At 21.9% G+C, this 18,371-nt stretch carries 16 protein-coding genes; 6 read left to right on the top strand and 10 right to left on the bottom strand.

The genetic code is table 11. From position 1 onward, the window contains the following. Positions 1–6 precede the first annotated feature (6 nt). The 5 genes from H0H39_RS02490 to ubiE form a co-directional block, all read right to left on the bottom strand. Positions 7–870, bottom strand: coding sequence for a sigma-70 family RNA polymerase sigma factor (locus H0H39_RS02490; protein WP_185877307.1), 864 nt, complete (start codon positions 868–870; stop codon positions 7–9). Between the two features lie 17 nt (positions 871–887). Beyond that, a complete protein-coding gene (locus H0H39_RS02485) occupies positions 888–3,056 on the bottom strand; it encodes a polyribonucleotide nucleotidyltransferase (RefSeq protein ID WP_185877306.1) in 2,169 nt (722 codons plus the stop codon). A 46-nt stretch (positions 3,057–3,102) separates the two neighbouring features. Next, entirely contained in the window at positions 3,103–3,366 is a 264-nt protein-coding gene (gene rpsO / locus H0H39_RS02480; protein ID WP_185877305.1) for a 30S ribosomal protein S15, read from the bottom strand. An 81-nt stretch (positions 3,367–3,447) separates the two neighbouring features. Next, positions 3,448–4,959, bottom strand: coding sequence for a GH3 auxin-responsive promoter family protein (locus H0H39_RS02475; RefSeq protein WP_238785639.1), 1,512 nt, complete (start codon positions 4,957–4,959; stop codon positions 3,448–3,450). Between the two features lie 24 nt (positions 4,960–4,983). Further along, complete coding sequence (gene ubiE, locus H0H39_RS02470; RefSeq protein ID WP_185877304.1) at positions 4,984–5,694, bottom strand: bifunctional demethylmenaquinone methyltransferase/2-methoxy-6-polyprenyl-1,4-benzoquinol methylase UbiE; 711 nt, start codon at positions 5,692–5,694, stop codon at positions 4,984–4,986. 166 nt (positions 5,695–5,860) lie between these two features. Here ubiE and H0H39_RS02465 point away from each other — a divergent pair, with 166 nt between their 5' ends. From H0H39_RS02465 to H0H39_RS02440, 6 genes are read left to right on the top strand one after another with little or no spacing between them, the layout of a single operon-like run. Further along, the gene (locus H0H39_RS02465; protein ID WP_185877303.1) at positions 5,861–6,991 is read left to right on the top strand and encodes a 3-oxoacyl-ACP synthase III family protein; all 1,131 of its coding nucleotides are present in this window, start codon (positions 5,861–5,863) and stop codon (positions 6,989–6,991) included. Further along, on the top strand, positions 6,966–7,226 hold the full coding sequence (locus H0H39_RS02460) for a type B 50S ribosomal protein L31 (RefSeq protein ID WP_185877302.1): 261 nt from the start codon (positions 6,966–6,968) through the stop codon (positions 7,224–7,226). Before H0H39_RS02465 ends, H0H39_RS02460 begins: the two co-directional genes overlap by 26 nt. A 4-nt stretch (positions 7,227–7,230) precedes the next feature. Continuing rightward, positions 7,231–8,433, top strand: a complete 1,203-nt coding sequence (locus tag H0H39_RS02455) for a putative sugar nucleotidyl transferase (RefSeq protein WP_238785638.1) — start codon at positions 7,231–7,233, stop codon at positions 8,431–8,433. Positions 8,434–8,480: 47 nt separating this feature from the next. After that, a complete protein-coding gene (metE, locus tag H0H39_RS02450; protein WP_185877301.1) occupies positions 8,481–10,781 on the top strand; it encodes a 5-methyltetrahydropteroyltriglutamate--homocysteine S-methyltransferase in 2,301 nt (766 codons plus the stop codon). A 54-nt stretch (positions 10,782–10,835) separates the two neighbouring features. Then, positions 10,836–11,249: a SufE family protein gene (locus H0H39_RS02445; protein ID WP_185877300.1), complete on the top strand. Its 414-nt coding sequence runs from the start codon at positions 10,836–10,838 to the stop codon at positions 11,247–11,249. A gap of 39 nt (positions 11,250–11,288) precedes the next feature. Continuing rightward, positions 11,289–12,668: an aldehyde dehydrogenase family protein gene (locus H0H39_RS02440; protein ID WP_185877299.1), complete on the top strand. Its 1,380-nt coding sequence runs from the start codon at positions 11,289–11,291 to the stop codon at positions 12,666–12,668. Positions 12,669–12,676: 8 nt separating this feature from the next. Here H0H39_RS02440 and rpoN read toward each other — a convergent pair whose 3' ends face one another. Genes rpoN through H0H39_RS02415 form a run of 5 tightly spaced genes read right to left on the bottom strand, consistent with a single transcriptional unit; the run spans position 12,677 to position 18,317 of the window. Continuing rightward, positions 12,677–14,140 (bottom strand): RNA polymerase factor sigma-54, encoded by a 1,464-nt coding sequence (rpoN, locus tag H0H39_RS02435; RefSeq protein WP_185877298.1) that lies wholly within the window; start codon positions 14,138–14,140, stop codon positions 12,677–12,679. Positions 14,141–14,156: 16 nt separating this feature from the next. Next, positions 14,157–15,578 (bottom strand): asparagine--tRNA ligase, encoded by a 1,422-nt coding sequence (gene asnS / locus H0H39_RS02430; protein WP_185877297.1) that lies wholly within the window; start codon positions 15,576–15,578, stop codon positions 14,157–14,159. Between the two features lie 7 nt (positions 15,579–15,585). Beyond that, the gene (locus H0H39_RS02425) at positions 15,586–16,140 is read right to left on the bottom strand and encodes a ribosome-recycling factor (protein WP_185877296.1); all 555 of its coding nucleotides are present in this window, start codon (positions 16,138–16,140) and stop codon (positions 15,586–15,588) included. A gap of 9 nt (positions 16,141–16,149) precedes the next feature. Further along, a complete protein-coding gene (pyrH, locus tag H0H39_RS02420) occupies positions 16,150–16,866 on the bottom strand; it encodes a UMP kinase (protein ID WP_185877295.1) in 717 nt (238 codons plus the stop codon). Positions 16,867–16,886: 20 nt separating this feature from the next. Further along, complete coding sequence (locus H0H39_RS02415) at positions 16,887–18,317, bottom strand: Glu/Leu/Phe/Val family dehydrogenase (protein ID WP_185877294.1); 1,431 nt, start codon at positions 18,315–18,317, stop codon at positions 16,887–16,889. Positions 18,318–18,371 lie beyond the last annotated feature (54 nt).

The following is an 18,371-nucleotide window of genomic DNA, read 5'->3' as shown; positions in this document are numbered from 1 at the left end:
TTTTTTTTATCCCAAATACGGTTTTAATATTTTGCTTCTAGAAGAATGTTTTAATCTTTTTAAAGCAATACTTTCTATTTGTCTAACACGTTCTCTTGTTAGATCACAAAATTGTCCAACTTCTTCTAATGTCATAGGTGGAGATCCATTTAATCCGAAATGTAAAATAATTACACGACGTTCTCTTTCACTCAAAGTTTCTAAAATTCTTTTTATATCCTTTCTTAAGGATTCTTTTTCTAAATCTTCATCTGGACGAGGGGATTCGTCTGATCTTACTAAATCATATAAATTAGAATCTTCTCCTTCTACTAATGGAGCATCCATTGATATATGTCTTCCTGAATTTTTAATAGAATCTTCTACATCTTTTTCACTCATATTTAAATAATCAGCTATTTCTCTTATGGATGGAGTTCTTTGTAATTCTTGTTCTAACTGAGACAATGTTTTTAATATTTTGTTTAGTAATGCAAGTTTATTGGTTGGTTGACGAATAGAACGTGATTGTTCTGCTATTGCTTGTAATATAGCTTGTCTTATCCACCAGACAACATATGATATACATTTAAATCCTCTTGTTTCATCAAAACGTAATATTCCTTTTATAAGACCTAGGTTCCCTTCATTAATTAAATCACATAAACTTAGCCCTTGATTTTGATATTGTTTAGCAACTGATACAACAAATCTTAAATTTGCATTAACCAATTTATTTATTGATGAAACATCTCCTTTTCTGGCTTTTCTAGCATATTCTACCTCTTCTTCTGGAGTTAATAACGGAATTTTTCCTATTTCATGAAGATATTTATCTAATGATTCAGATTCTCTATTTGTTACTTGTTTAGTTATTTTAAGTTGTCTCATATTATTATTTACTTTAATTAAGTATTAAATTCATTTTTTTTTGGACGAGGAAGAAGTATTTTTCTAGATAATTTCATTTTTTTATTTTTTTCATCTATATCTATTATTTTTACATCAATAATGTCTCCTATATTAATTTCATCTTCTATATTATTTAATCTTTTCCATCCTATTTCTGATATATGCAATAACCCTTCTACTCCTTTAGAAATTTCTACAAATGCACCAAAATTTCTTATAGATTTAACTTTTGCTTTATAAATTTTTCCTATTTCAGGAATAAATGTAATTTCTTTTATTCTGTTAATAGCTTTTTCTATTTTATTAAAATCTTTTCCTATAATTTCTATGTATCCATAATTTCCTTTTTCTTCTATTACAATGTTTGTATTAGTACAATATTGTATATCTTGAATTATTTTTCCACCTGTACCTATAACTGATCCTATAAATTCTTTAGGTATATTAAAAGTATATATTTTTGGAGTATTTGGTTTCATTTTTTTTCTATATTCAGGAATAGTATTTTTCATTTTTTCTAATATAAAAATAAGTCCATCTAAAGCTTGAATTAATATTTTATTTAATATATCATATGTTAATCCATTTATATTTTTAACATCCATTTGACATGCAGTAATTCCATATTTAGTTCCTGTTATTTTAAAATCTAAATCTCCAAAATGATCTTCTTCTCCCAAAATATCAGATATAATAACTTTTTTGTTATTATCCATAACTAGTCCCATTGATATACCTGAAACAGGATTTTCTATAGGTATTCCTGCATCCATTAATGCTAAACTAGCGGCACATACTGTTGCCATAGAAGATGATCCATTAGATTCTAGTATATCTGATACAACACGAATTGTATATGGATTATTAGGTATTACATTTTTTAATGCACGTTGAGCTAAATTTCCATGACCTATTTCACGTCTAGTAACTCCTCTAATTTGACGTATTTCTCCTGTAGAAAATGGAGGAAAATTATAATGTAAATAAAATTTTTCATTGTTTTCCATAACAACATTGTCTATTCTATTTGCATCTAATGATGATCCTAATGTTACTGTTGTTAAAGATTGAGTTTCTCCTCTTGAAAATATAGCAGATCCGTGAACACCAGGTAAATAATCAACATAACTAGATATTGAACGTATTTGGACATTATTTCGTCCATCTAGTCTGATTCCTTTTTTTGTAAGTAAATTTCTTATTATTTTTTTCTTAATTTTTTCATAAACATGATTTATTAAAAAATCTTTTTCTTCTAATTCTTTTTTTGTAAAAAAAAATTCTTTAAAACGATTTATTAATATATTTTCTTGAATATATCTATTTTTTTTATCCAAAAAGTTAGAATATATTTTTTTCATTTTTTTAGGAAAAAATTCGTTTGCTTTTTTTTCTAAAATTTTAATTTCTTTTTCTATTTTTATTGAATATGATAATGATTTATATTTAGAAAATAAACATGTTTTTTTTGTAATTTTTGATTTACTAACTAATTTTTTTTGAGCTTCAATTTGTAATTTTATAGCATTATGAGCTTCTATTATTATTTCTAAAAATTCTTTTTCTTTTATTTCTTTCATTTCTCCTTCAATCATAATTATAGAATCAGTAGAAGCTCCAACAACTAAATCAATATCTGCATCTTTTAATTGATTCAAACTTGGATTAATTAAAAAATTTTTTTTTGATCGTATAATACGTACTTCGGATATAGGGCCATTAAAAGGGATCCCTGATAAAGAAATAGCAGTTGATGCAGCTAATCCTGCTAGTCCATCTGGTAATACTGTATTATCATACGATAATAACGAAATCATAACTTGTATTGATTTATCAAAAATATTTTGTTGTGGAAACATTGGCCTTAAACCTCTATCAACTAATCTCATTGTTAAGATTTCTTCATTAGAAGGTCTACCTTCTCTTTTTATGAATCCTCCAGGTATTTTTCCCCCTGCATAATACTTTTCTCTATAATCAACAGTTAAAGGAAAAAAATTTGATTCGTTTTTTATATTGTTAGATATGACTACAGTTGCTAATAACATTGTATCATTTATTCTAACTATAGCTGATCCATCGGCTTGTTTTGCTAAAAATCCAGTTTCTATGCTTATTTTTCTACCATCTTTTAATAAGATAGTTTCTTTTATAATATTTGACATACATATTTCTTATTCTTTATTTAGGAAAAAATATTAAATGAAAAATTTATTTCCTTAATCCCAAATGTTTTATAATATCTTTGTAACTTTTTAAATCATTTTTTTCAATATACTTTAACAATTTTTTTCTTTTACCAACTAATTTAATTAAAGCTCTTTCTGTATTGAAATCTTTTTTATTTTTTTCTAAATGATTATTCAAATGATTTATCCTATAAGTAAATAATGCTATTTGAACTTTTGAAGATCCTGTATCTAAAACAGATTTTCCATAATTTTTAAATATTTCTTTTTTTTTATTTTTTGTCATAAATATAATTATCAATTAATATTCTATATTTTATTAAATAAAATTAAATATATTTATCTATTATAATCTATTTATTTATATTTAATCTATTCTAAGTATAGAATCAATATATTTCCTATCATTAGATAAACGAGGTATTTTGTTTTGTCCTCCTAACTTATTATATTTTTTCAACCAATCATAAAATAATCCTTTTCTAGCAACATGAATAACAGGTGGATTTAAAATTAAGTTTTTATATCTTTTTATTTCATAATCAGAATTTAATTTTTTTAATTCTTCATCTAAAATATTTCTAAAATTTATAATATTATCTGGACATTTTTTAAATTCTATTATCCATTCATGTGATCCAGATTTTTCTCCTTTCATATAAATAGGGCCTGCTGTATATTCATGAATTATTGAATTTGTTTTAACACAAGTATTAGTCAATGCTTTATCAGAATTTTCTACAATTAATTCTTCTCCAAAAGCATTTATATAATGACAAGTTCTTCCAGTAATTACAATTCTATATGGTAATATAGAAGTAAATTTTATTGTGTCTCCAGTAAGATATCTCCATAATCCAGAATTTGTAGAAATAACCATAGCATAGTTTTTATTTAATTCTACATTTTCTATTGGAACAATTTTAGGATTATCATTATGAATTTCTTCTATAGGAATAAATTCATAAAAAATTCCATGATTTAATAATAATAAAAGATTTTCATTATTACTTTGATCTTGTACAGCAAAAAATCCTTCTGATGCACTGTAAACATTATAATAATTAATAGAATTAGGAAATATTTTTTTATATTGAATAATATAAGGATTTAAATTCATTCCTCCATGAAATATTACCTCAATATTTGGCCATATTTCATGAATATTATGTTTATTAAATTTTTTTAATAATTTTTCAAGAAAAATAAGCATCCAGGAACAAACTCCTAATAAAATACGAACATCTTTATTCCATGTTTCTATTATAAGATTGTTTAATTTATTTTCCCATTCACTCATTAATGCAATATTTTTTCTAGGAATACAAATATTTTCAGCCCAAAAAGGTAAATTTTTAATTAAAATAGATGATAAATCTCCATGAAAAGTATTATAAAATTTATTTATAGTATAACTACCACCTAATCTTACTGCTTTTCCAAAAAAAATTTTAGTTTTAGAATGATTATGAATATAAATAGATAACATATCTTTTCCAGCTTTGTAATGTCCATATTTCATAGAATCAGTAGATACAGGTATATATTTACTTCTTGAAGCAGTTGTTCCTGATGATTTTGCAAACCATTTTATTTTTCCTGGCCATAATATATTTTTTTCTCCTTTTCTAATTCTATCAATTGTAATTTTTAAATCAGAATATTTACATATTGGAATTCTTTCAAAAAATTGTTTATATTTTTTTATTTCATGAAATTTATATTTGTTTCCAAATTCAGTATTTTTAGCATATACGATTAATTTTGTCAATAGTTTATTTTGTGTTTCTATTGGATATCGCATAAATAATTCTATATCATTAATTCTTTTTTTTAGAAAATAATGTGTTATATATTCAGATAAATAATTTATTATCATATATAATTTTAATAATAATAAAATTTAATAAATACATTTTTTATTTGAAATGTATATTGATACTATTTCAAATAGTAATTTTTTTATTGATATTTCATTAAAATTATGGTACATCAAAAGTTTTTTCATTTTATTACCATAATAGTAAAAAGAATTTATTGATTTACATAAATATTTATATGCATAATTATTATTGGATAATAATTTTCCTATTGTATTTACAATAATTTTATTATAATAATAATAAATTTTTTTTATAAATATATTTGATGGAATAGAAAATTCCAATATAGCTAATAAGCCATATGGGTTCAATACTCTATATATTTCTTTCATAGAAACATGTATATGTTGAAAATTTCTTATTCCAAATGAAATTGTTATAATATCGAAATATTCATCATTAAATGGTATATTACAAGAATTTCCATTAATAAAGGAAATATTTTTTATTTTTTTTTTATATAATTTTTTTTTTGCTATTTTTAACATTTTATTTGCAGGATCTAATCCAATAATATTGGATCTATAAAATTTTTTTGATAATAAAAAAGCTAATTCTCCAGTTCCAGTAGCTAAATCTAATATATTTATATAATTGTTTTGTGATAATATTTTTTTTTTTAATAAATCAACTAATTTTTTTCTCCAATTAAAATCCATACCAAGAGATAAAATACTATTTATTAAATCATAATTTTTTGATATATCATTAAACATATTTATTAGTTTCATTTTGAAATTTTTTATATTTTTTTATATAATTTTTTTTATACATTATTCGTAATTCGTATATATACTTTACTTTATTTATAAAATTTTTTTATTATTTTTTTTATAGTTAAATTATTTATTCTAATAAATTTTATATTATAAAAAAATTTGTTATTTTTCCGTTAAAATGATTCAATCAGTCATCACAGGAACAGGACATTACATACCAAAAAAAATTATAAAAAATGAATATTTTTTGGATTACGAATTTTATAATAAAAAAGGAATAAAAATTAATGAATCTAATGATAAAATTATAAAAAAATTTAAGGATATTACAGATATAGAAGAAAGAAGATATGTTGAAAAAAATATTTTGAATTCTGATATCGCTACTATAGCTGCAAAAAAAGCATTAATAAATTCTAAAATTTATAAAGAAAAAATAGATTATATAATATCTGCTCATAATTATGGTAATATTAATCCTATTTCTTTTCAATCTGATTTTGTTCCTTCTATATCTGCAAAAGTAAAAAATAAACTTAATATAAAAAATAAAAAATGTCGTCCATATGACATGATTTTTGGTTGTACTGGATGGATTGAAGGAATGATTTTGGCAGATCAATTATTACGTTCTAAAAATGCTAAAAATATATTAATTATTGGATCTGAAACACTTTCTAATGTAATAGACCCATATGATAGAAATTCTATGATATTTTCTGATGGAGCTGGAGCTGTAGTTTTATCAGCTATTGAAAATTTTAGAGAAAAATTCGGAATTATTCATTATGATAGTCAATGTAGTAATAACGATGAAATATATTATTTATCAAATGGACCATCTTTAAATTCTAATTATACTAAATCTTTGGTAAATATAAAAATGAATGGAAGAAGAATTTACGAATATGCATTAAAAATGGTTCCTAACATGTTAAAAACAATTATTGATGAATCAAAATTACATATAAAAGATATAAAAAAGATTATTATACATCAAGCTAATGCAAAAATGGATTATGCTATTATAAATAGATTGTTTAATCTGTATAAAATTTCATTAAATAATAATATTAAAAAAATTATGCCAATGACTATACATAAACTTGGAAATTCTTCCGTAGCAACTGTTCCTACTTTATTAGATTTAATATTACGTGAAAAAATGTTGCCTCATAAAATTAATCCTGGAGATAATATATTAATGGCAGCTTTAGGTGCCGGAATGAATATTAATGGAATTATATATCGTTTTCCAAAAAAAAATTTTATATATAAAAATCATGAAAAAAAATATACATCCAAATAATTATAGATTAGTTGTATTTAAAGATATTAATAATAACAAAACTTTTATTTGTAGATCAACTGTAGAAACAAAAGAATTTATTCAAATAGAAAAAATAAATTATCCTTTGTATAAAATGGAAATATCTAGTTATTCTCATCCTTTTTTTACTGGAGAAAAAAGATTTTTAGGAAAAACAGGTCCTGCAGAAAAATTTAAAAGAAAATACGAAAAATACAATAAAAATAAAAAATAAAATTATGAACATAATATTATATGATGATATAATAGTGTGGAATAATTTATTACCGTTAACTTTAACTAGATCTATATCAGAAATACGATCAGGAATATTTACATTGAAAAAACGATGGGAAAATTATTTTGAAAAAAATATTAATTATATTTTTACTAAATCTTTTCTTTTAGAAAAATATTTATTAAAAAAAGAAAATTTAATATTCAAAAATGTATTATTAATTAATTCATCATTTATTCCAAACAAAGAAATATTTAACATAATTTATTGTATGAATAATAATGAAATTATTTTTTTTAAAAAAGAAATTGTTGCGATAAAAAAAGAATATTTTTCTTATAAAGATTATGATAATAAAAATTTTTTATATGAATTGAAAAAAAATTGTAAAAAAGTATATTTAATTAAAGAAATTATTAGAATAAAATATTTATGGGATATTATAAAATATAATATTTTTTTGTTAAAAAAAGATTTTTCCTTTTTGACAAAAGGAAAAAAATCTAATATTTTATTGGGTAAAAATATAATTATAAATAAAGATAATATTTTTTTAGAAGAAGATTTAAAAACAAATAATGTTGTATTAAATGCCAATTTTGGTCCAATATATATAAAAAAAAAAGTTGATATAATGGAAGGAACAGTTATAAGAGGTCCAGTTTTTATTGGAAATAATTCAGTATTAAATATTGGATCAAAAATATATGGAGGAACAAGTATAAATTCGTTTTGTAAAGTTGGTGGAGAGATTATAAATTCAATATTGTTTTCATATTCTAATAAATCTCATGAAGGATTTATGGGAGATACTGTTTTAGGTGAATGGTGTAATTTAGGTTCTGGAACAAATATTTCTAATTTAAGAAATGATTATTCCAAAGTAACAATATGGAATTATTGTAAAAATAAATTTATTTCCACTAAAATACAATTTTTAGGAATGATAATGGGGGATCATTCTAAATCATCAATTAATACTCAATTTAATACATCAACAGTAGTTGGTGTTGGAGCAAATATTTTTGGATATGGATTTCCTCCTAGATTTATTCCTTCATTTTCTTTAGGTGGAATACAAAATAATAGAAAAATACCTTTTGAAAAGGTATGTAAAACTGCAAAAATTGTAATGAAAAGAAGAAATAAACAGTTTTCTATTATAGAAAAAAATATATTAGAATATATATATAAATTATCTTAATTAATGATTTATATTTTATTAGTATAAGTTGTAATATAAAATTAATAATGTTAAAGCATAATTTAGGATTTCCTAGAATAGGAGAACAAAGAGAATTAAAAAAAGCTTGTGAATCTTATTGGAATGGAAAAATTGATTCAGTAAAATTATTTGAAATAGGTAAAAAAATAAGAATAGAAAATTGGAATATTCAAAAACATTATGGAATAGATTTAATACCATGTAATGATTTTAGTTTTTATGATCATGTATTAGATATGTCTTTTTTAATAGGATCAATTCCTGATTCTTATTTTAACTTAAAATTTAAAAATGATATTGATTTATATTTTTCTATGGCAAGAGGATATCAAAAACATAAATTTGATATCAAAGCAATGGAAATGACTAAATGGTTTAACACTAATTATCATTATATTGTTCCAATATTTACTAAAAATCAAAAGTTTTTTATATACTCTAAAAAATTATTTAATGAAATAAAAGAATTAAATAATATAGTAGATTCAACAGATAAAATTAAACCAGTATTAATAGGTCCAGTTACTTATCTTTCTTTAGGAAAAGAAAAAGATAATACATTTCATAAAATGGATTTGATAGAAAATATTGTTTCTGTTTATATAGAAATTATTAATAAATTATTAAATAAAGGAATAAAATGGATTCAATTAGATGAACCTATATTATCAATGGATTTATATGATAAAGAAAAAGAAGCATTTCAATATGCGTATAAAAAAATATATAATTATTTTTCTTTATCTGATGTAAAAATTATATTAACATCTTATTTTGATGGAATATTAGATAATTTATCTATTATAAAAAATTTTAATGAATATATAACAGCTATACATATAGATTTAGTTGAAGATCCAAATCAATTAAAAGATGTTTTATCTTTTATAAAAGATTCAAAAACAATTTTATCTATGGGAATAGTTAATGGAAGAAATATATGGAAAAATAGGTATAATGATACTATTGATAAAATTAAAAAAGCTATTTTTTCAATAGGAAAAGATAGAATAATGATTGCACCTAGTTGTTCTCTAATACATATTCCTATTGATTTAGATAAAGAAAATAATATTCATTTAGATATAAAAGAAAGAATGTCTTTTGCAAAACAAAAAATTAAAGAATTAAATGATATAGAAAAAATTTTAGAAGGAGATAGAAATATTTTATTAAAAAATTCTTTTTTAATAAAAAAATTAGAAAATTCTACTATTATTCACAATAAAGAAGTAAAACTTAGATCTGATAATATTTCAAATAAATATATACAAAGAAAAAACGATTTTTCTATAAGACAAAAAAAACAAAAAGAGAAATTTAATTTTCCATTGTTTCCTACTACAACTATAGGATCTTTACCTCAAACAAAAGAATTAAGAGATATAAGAAATAAGTTTAAAAATAAAAAAATTAGTGAAAAAGAATATGTAAAAAAAATAAAAAGTTTTATTATATATGCCATTAAAAAACAAGAAGAAATTGGATTAGATGTTTTAGTACATGGAGAATTTGAAAGAACTGATATGGTAGAATATTTTTCAGAAAAATTAAATGGAATTTTATCTACTGATTATGGATGGGTTCAAAGTTATGGAAGTAGATGCGTAAAACCTCCTGTTATTTATGGAGATGTTAGTAGAATTGGTGATATGACAACTGATTGGATTTGTTTTGCACAATCTAATACTAATAAATTTATAAAAGGAATGTTAACTGGACCAGTTACTATAATAAAATGGTCATTTGTTAGAGATGATCAACCAATATATAAAACTTCTTATCAAATAGCATTTGCTATTAGAGATGAAGTTTTATCTTTAGAAAAACTTGGAATTAATATTATACAAATAGATGAACCTGCTTTAAGAGAAGGTCTTCCATTAAAAAGAAAAAATTGGAAATATTATTTTAGTTGGTCTATTAAATCATTTCGTATTTCATCAAGTGGAGTAAAAGATGAAACTCAAATACATACCCATATGTGTTATAGTGAATTTAATGATATAATTAAACAAATATCTGATTTAGATGCAGATGTTATTACAATAGAATCAGCTAGATCTAATATGGAATTATTGAAAAATTTTTCTGATTTTTATTATCCAAATGAAATAGGTCCAGGAGTGTACGATATTCATTCTCCAAGAATTCCATCAGTAATGGAAATTTATGATTTAATAAAAAAAGCCGCTAATTTTTTATATAAAGAAAATATTTGGATTAATCCAGATTGTGGTTTAAAAACTAGAAAATGGAATGAAGTTTTGGATTCTATTAAAAATATGGTTAAAGCAACAAAAATAGCAAGAAAAGAATTATCTTAAAGTAAATAAATAATAAATTTTGATTAAAAATATTACAAAAATAATCAATAAAATATGGATTTGGAAAGAAGAGAAAAGGAAATAAAAAAAAAATTTGAATCTTTAAAAGATTGGGAAAAAAGATATAGATATTTAATTGATTTAGGTGAAAAATTAACTAAAAAATCTTCAGATTTTAGATCTGAAGATAAATTAATTCATGGGTGTCAATCAAAAGTTTGGTTAGAAGTTATATTTAATAATAATAAACTTTTTTTTGATGCAGATAGTGATGCATTATTACCTAAAGGAATGGCCGCTCTTATGATATATTTATATTCAGATCTTTTCCCATATGAAATTGTATCATCAAATAATAATTTAATTTACGAATTAAAATTAACAACTTTTCTTTCTCCTATTAGAGCTAATGGTTTAATATTACTTTTAAAAAAAATAAAACATTACGCAAATTATTTTAACAAATAAAATTTTTAGTTAAAAAATTTTAATATTTATTAAAAAAATATGTTTAATACTATTAATCCAGTTGATAATACTATTATAGAAACGTATAATTTTTTTTCTAAAAAAGAAATTGATAACATTTTATTAAAATCTAGTTCTTCATATAAAGAATGGAATAATATTACATTAGATACAAGAATTTTTTTTATTGAAAAATTGTATTCATGTATGAAAAAAAAAATAGATATTTTATCCACATATATAACAAAAGAAATGGGTAAACCTATAATACAATCTAAATATGAAGTTGATAAAAGTATAAAATTATGTAAATATTATTGTGATATAAAAGAGGATCTTTTTGTTCAAGATATAAATATTAAACATGATAAAAAATATACTTTTCAAAAAAAGTATTATATAAAATATGAGCCAATAGGATGTATATTAGGAATTACTCCTTGGAATTATCCTATTTGGCAAATTATGAGATCTTCTATTCCTAATTTAATATTGGGAAATGTGATTTTAATAAAACCTGCTCTTAATACTATAGGATGTTCTTTAATAATAGAAAAAATATTTATAGAATCTGGATTTCCAAAAGGAGTATTTCAAGTATTAAAAGTTAAAAATAATATGATAGAATATATCATATCTAATGATATAGTACAGGGAGTTACTTTTACAGGAAGTACAAATACTGGAAGTATTATAGGGTCTATATCTGGTAAATATATAAAAAAATCTATTTTAGAATTAGGAGGGAATGATTCTTTTATTGTTTTAAAAGATGTTAAAAATATAGATAAAGTTGCTAAATTTGCTGTTGAATCCAGGTTAAATAATACAGGTCAAACATGTATATCTGCAAAAAGATTTATTGTAGATAAATTTGTTATTAATGAATTTATAGATTTGATTATAAAAGAAATGAAAAAATTTAAAGAAGGAGATTTATATAATGATAAAACAAAAATAGGATATATTTCTAGGTATGATTTTTCAGAAAAATTATATAAACAATATAAAGATATTATATTAAATGGAGCATTTGTTTGTTTAGAATCTAAAAGAAATAGAAATTTTTTTTCTCCTTCTTTATTAAAGATTACAAAAGAAAATATGGTTCAAGAAGAATTATTTGGTCCAATAGCTATTTTAATTCCTTTTTATAAAGAAAAGGAAATACCATCAATTGTAAATAATACAATATATGGATTAGGAGCTTCTATTTGGACAAATAATATAGATAAAGCAAAAAGTATCTCAAAAAATATAAATACTGGTATGGTTTTTATAAATGATATTGTTAAATCACATCCTTATCTTCCTTTTGGAGGAATAAAAAAATCAGGATATGGAAGAGAATTATCTATACATTCTATTAAAGAATTTTCTAATTGGAAAACTATAGTAATAAATAATGATTTATTATAATATATTTATTATATCATTTTTCTCATTCTAGATATAGGTATGTGCATTTGATCTCTATATTTTGCTATAGTTCTTCTAGCAACTAAGTATCCTTTCTTTTTAAGAATTATAGATAATTTTTCATCTGTAAGAGGTTTTTCTTTATTTTCTTTAGATATAGATTCTCCTATAATTTTTTTAATTTCAATTGAAGAAATATTTTCTCCTTCTACATTTTTCATTTTTTCTGAAAAAAAACTTTTAACTAAAAATGTTCCATAAGGAGTACTTACATATTTACTATTTGCTACACGTGATACTGTTGATATTCCTACTCCAATATATTGAGAAATATCTTTTAGAATCATAGGTCTTATTTTAAGAGGATCTCCTGTAAAAAAATATTCTTTTTGATAATTCATTATGGCATTCATAGTTAACATAAGTGTATTTTTTCTTTGTTTAACAGCATCAACAAACCATTTTGCTGAATTAATTTTATCTTTAATAAATATTATAGTTTTTTCATCTTTCTTATCAAATTGTGTATAATTTTTATACATTTTTATATATAAAGGTGATATTTTTAGTTCTGGTATATTTCTTTGATTTATAGTTAATTCTAATTTTTCATCTATAATAGATATAGTAAAATCTGGTATAATAGAATCTAATATTCTATAATTTTCTGAATATAATTTACCTGGTTTAGGATTTAATTTTTTTATTTGATATAATATTTCTCTTAATTTATCTTTATTTAATCCTAATTTTTTTTGTATTTTTTCGTAATGTTTTTTTACAAAAGATTCAAAATGATCATTAATAATTTTCTTTGCAAGAATAATTTTTTCATTTATTTTTTTTTTTTCTAATTGTATTAATAAACATTCTTGTAAATTTCTGGCACCGATACCATCGGGTTCTAGTTTTTGTATATATTTTATTAATAATTTATTAATTTTTTTTTCATTTACTGAAATTTTAAACATCAAAAAAATATCATTTATTATAGAATTTATTTCTCTTCTTAAATATCCATTATTATCTATATTACCTAATATAAAATCTGATATTAAAATATCATTGGGACTTAACTTAAAAGTATGTAATTGATTTTTTAAATATTCTTGAAAAGAACATTTAGATACAACATGTATTTTATTAATCAGATTTGTTTTATTAATAAATTTATATTCTTCAATTTCATCATAACTAAAATAATCTTCTATTTCTGATAAATCTAAATTTATATTTTCTTCTTGAGTAATTTTTTCATTTTCTGATGATTCAATATTAATATTTTCTTTTTCATTTTCAGAAGAAATTTCATTAGAAAAATATGATTCTTCTTCTAAAGCTGGATTTTCTTCTAATTCTTTTTGAACTTTTTGTTCAAAATCCACAACAGATAATTGAACTAATTTCATTAATTTTATTTGCTGTGGAGAAAGTTTATGTTGTCCTTTTTGTAATAATTGTTGTTTTATCATTAAAAAAATTTTTTATCTAAAATTCCGCATTTCCTGGTGTTCTTGGAAAGGGAATAACATCTCGAATATTATTCATACCTGTAATAAATTGAACTAATCTATCAAATCCTAATCCAAATCCACTATGAGGTACTGATCCAAAACGACGTGTGTCTAAATACCACCATAATGTATTTTCATCTATGTTTAGTTTTTTTATTTTTTTTAATAAAAATTCATAACGTTCTTCTCTTTGTGATCCTCCAACAATTTCTCCTATTTCTGGAAATAAAATATCCATAGAGCTAACTGTTTTTTCATTATAATCATTTACACGCATATAAAAGGCTTTTATAGAAGAAGGATAATCAAATATAATAACTGGTGTATTATTAAAATAAATATTTGTTATATATTGTTCATGTTCAGATTGTAAATCAACACCCCAAAAAATTGGATAAGAAAATTTTATATTTTTTTTTTCTATTTCTTTTTTTAAAATATTTATAGATTCTGTATAACTAATTTTATGAAAAGGAGTTTTATATATATGTTTTAATCTTTCAACAATAAATTTTTTTTTTCCTTTATTACATTTTTTTGTATTTTCATCTAAAAATAATAAATCTTCTATACAGTATTTTAAAACATAATTAATAATAAATTTCAATAATTTTTCAGCTAAATCTATACTTTCTTTTAAAGAAGAAAAAGCTATTTCTGGTTCTATCATCCAAAATTCAGATAAATGTCTAGTAGTATTTGAATTTTCTGCTCTAAATACTGGTCCAAAAGTATAAACTTTTCCTAATCCTATTATAGCAGATTCAGCTTCTAATTGTCCTGATACACTTAAATATGTTTTTTTTTTGAAAAAATCATTTGATAAAGTTTTATAATCATTTTCTTTTATAATATTTAATGTAGTTATTCTAAACATTTTTCCTGATCCTTCACAATCAGAAGTCGTTATAATAGGTGTATGTAAATAAAAAAAATTTTTTTTTTGAAAAAATTTATGAACAGAAAAAGATATATAATTGCGAATACGCATTACACAACTAAATATTTTTGTTTGAAATCGTAAATGTGCATTTTCTCTAATTTTTTCTAAACTATGTTTTTTAGGCTGTAATATAGATTTTTGTAAAATATCAGATGGTACTGATGTATAAAAAAATATATTTGATAATTTTAATTCAACAAATTGTTTTGATCCTATACTTTTTTTTACTATTCCTGTTATTTTAACAGATGATCCTACAGTTATTTTTTTTACTATATTTTTATCAAAATTTTTTGGTAAAACGACTTGTAAATTTTTAACTGTAGAACCATCATTAAGAATAATAAAAATAGAATGATGAAAAGATTTTATCCATCCTTCAACAAATATTTCTTTATTAAGAAAATAAATATTTTTATTTAAAATTTCTTTAATTGAATATTTTTTTTTCATTTTATATCTATATTGTCAATATTTCTTTTTCTTTTATAAAAAATAAAATATTTATTTTTTCAATATATTCATTTGTTATTTTTTGAATTTTATTTTCTCCTATTTTATTTAAATCTTCAGAAAAATTTAATTTTTTTAAATATTGATTATATTTTTTTCTTATGTTTCTTATAAGTATTTTTGATTGATCTGTATAATTTTTTATTTTTTTTACTAAATCATTTCTACTCTCTTCTGTTAAAACAGGAATATGTATATGAATACTAGTTCCTTTATTAGTAGGAGTAAATCCTAAATTAGCGTTTATAATAGCTTTATCAATTAAAGATGTTGTATTAGAATCCCAAGGTGTAACAATAATATTCATATTATCTACAATTGTTATACTAGATATTTCTATTAATGTAATAAATGATCCATAATATTTTACTTTTATTTTTTCTAAAAAAGAAACAATAGATTTACTTCCTAATCTAATATGATTAATTTCTTTTTTTAGATTACAAAAAATTATTTTCATTTCTTTTTTACAAGAAAAAATGATATCTTTTAATTCTTCCATAAATATACTTTATCTAGTTTTAGAAACTAATGTACCTATTTTTTCACCAGAAATAACTTTTTGAAAGTTTCCTTTTCTATTTATATCGAAAATAATAATTGGTAAATTATTTTCATTTCCTAGAATAAAAGCAGTTTGATCCATTACTTTAATTCTCATTTGATATGCCATTTCAAATGAAATATTTTTAAATTTTTTAGCATATTTATCTTTTTCTGGATCAGTTGTATAGATTCCATCTACTCTAGTTCCTTTTAATAAAACATCTGCCTTAATTTCTATAGCACGTAATACAGCTGCCGTATCTGTAGTAAAATAAGGATTTCCTATTCCAGCAACAAATATCACTACTCTACCTTTTTCTAAATGACGAATTGCACTATTTTTTCCAAATGGTTCAGCTATTTGATCCATTCTAATAGCTGTTTGAATATATGCGCATACTCCTACATTTTCTAAATAAGATTGAAATGCAATACCATTTATAACAGTAGCTAACATCCCCATGTAATCTCCTTCTATGCGATTTATTATTTTTTCTTTAATTCTAGAAAATCCTCTAAATATATTACCTCCACCTATTACTATAGCAACTTGTCCTCCCATTTTTATTACATTTTTAACTTCTACTGCATATTGTTTAAGTTTAGCAGAATGTAATCCAAATTCATTATCACCCATTAAAGCTTCTCCACTTAGTTTTAATAATGATCTTTTATACTTCATGTATATATTGTTCTAAAATCTTATGGAAAAATTCCTAATTTTTTATAAGAATCAACTATTTTTTTAATAGATAGTAAAAAAGCTGCAGTTCGTGTACTATTTATACATAATGATTTTTTTAAATCACGTATTTTATGAAATCCATTAATCATAGTATCTTCTAACCCACTTCTTACTAAATCTATCTCACTTGCACCTCTTAATATAATTTTTTTCTCTTCTATAGAGACTTTTTTTTTGCAAATTGTTTCAATAATCTGTAATAATTCTGAATTCATATTTTCACTAAATTTTCTTTCTACTCTTCCATAACGAACATGACTTAAGTTTTTAAGCCATTCAAAATAAGAAACAGTAACACCTCCAGCATTTAGGTATATATCCGGAATGATTATAATACCTTTTTTTCTAAGTATTTTATCAGCATCATAAGTTATAGGCCCATTAGCTGCTTCTCCTATAATTTTTGCTTTAATTTTATCAGCATTATTCTTATGTATTACATTTTCTAACGCTGCTGGAATTAAAATATCACATTCTAATTCTAATGCTTTATCTGTATTATTTATATTTTTTGCACCTGGAAAATTTAAAATAGATCCTGTTTCTTTCAAATGTGAAAGAACATCAGAAATATTCAATCCATTTTCGTTATATATTGCACCTTCTCTTTCTGCCAAAGCTATAATTATAGCTCCAGAATTATAAAAAAAATTAGCTACATGATAACCAACATTTCCTAGTCCTTGTATTATAATTTTTTTTCCAATTATTCCAATATCTAATCCAATAGAAAACATTTCTTCTTTCATTCTACATAATTCTCTAATACCATAAAAAACACCTAGACCTGTAGCTTCTTTTCTTCCTCTAACTCCTCCTTGTGAAATCGGTTTTCCAGTTACACAAGCTAATGCATTAACATCTCCTGGGTTTAAAGAAAGAAATGTATCAAAAATCCAACTCATTTCTCTTTCTCCAGATCCATAATCAGGAGCAGGAACATCAATTCCAGGTCCAATAAAATTTTTTTTTATTAATTCAGAAGTATAACGACGAGTTATCTTTTCTATATTGTCTATTGACATAGTTTGTGGATCTATTTTTATGCCACCTTTAGCTCCTCCAAATGGAACATCCATTATAGCACATTTATATGTCATAAGTGCTGCTAATGTCATTATTTCGTTTTGATTAACTTTAATACTATATCTAATACCTCCTTTACAAGGAAGTTTATGATGAGAATGTTGAACTCTATATGATTCAATTACTTTTATTTCTTTTCCTATTCTAACTGGAAAATTTATTCTATAAACAGAATTACATAATTTAATTTGCTCTAAAAGACCTTTTTCTACAGAAATGAATTTAGCTGCTTTATTAAAATTTTTTTCTATACAATGAAAAAAATCATATGAACCAGTTTTATTTTGGTTTTTTTTTAACATAAAAAAGTGTTTTACACATTTATTGTATTAGATAATATAAAATAATTATTACAT

It is taken from the genome of Blattabacterium cuenoti (genome assembly GCF_014252315.1).
In the GTDB taxonomy this organism is placed as follows: Bacteria; Bacteroidota; Bacteroidia; order Flavobacteriales; family Blattabacteriaceae; genus Blattabacterium; species Blattabacterium cuenoti_AI.
Note: the sequence above shows the minus strand (reverse complement) of the source record. Positions and strands in the feature narration are given on the sequence as shown.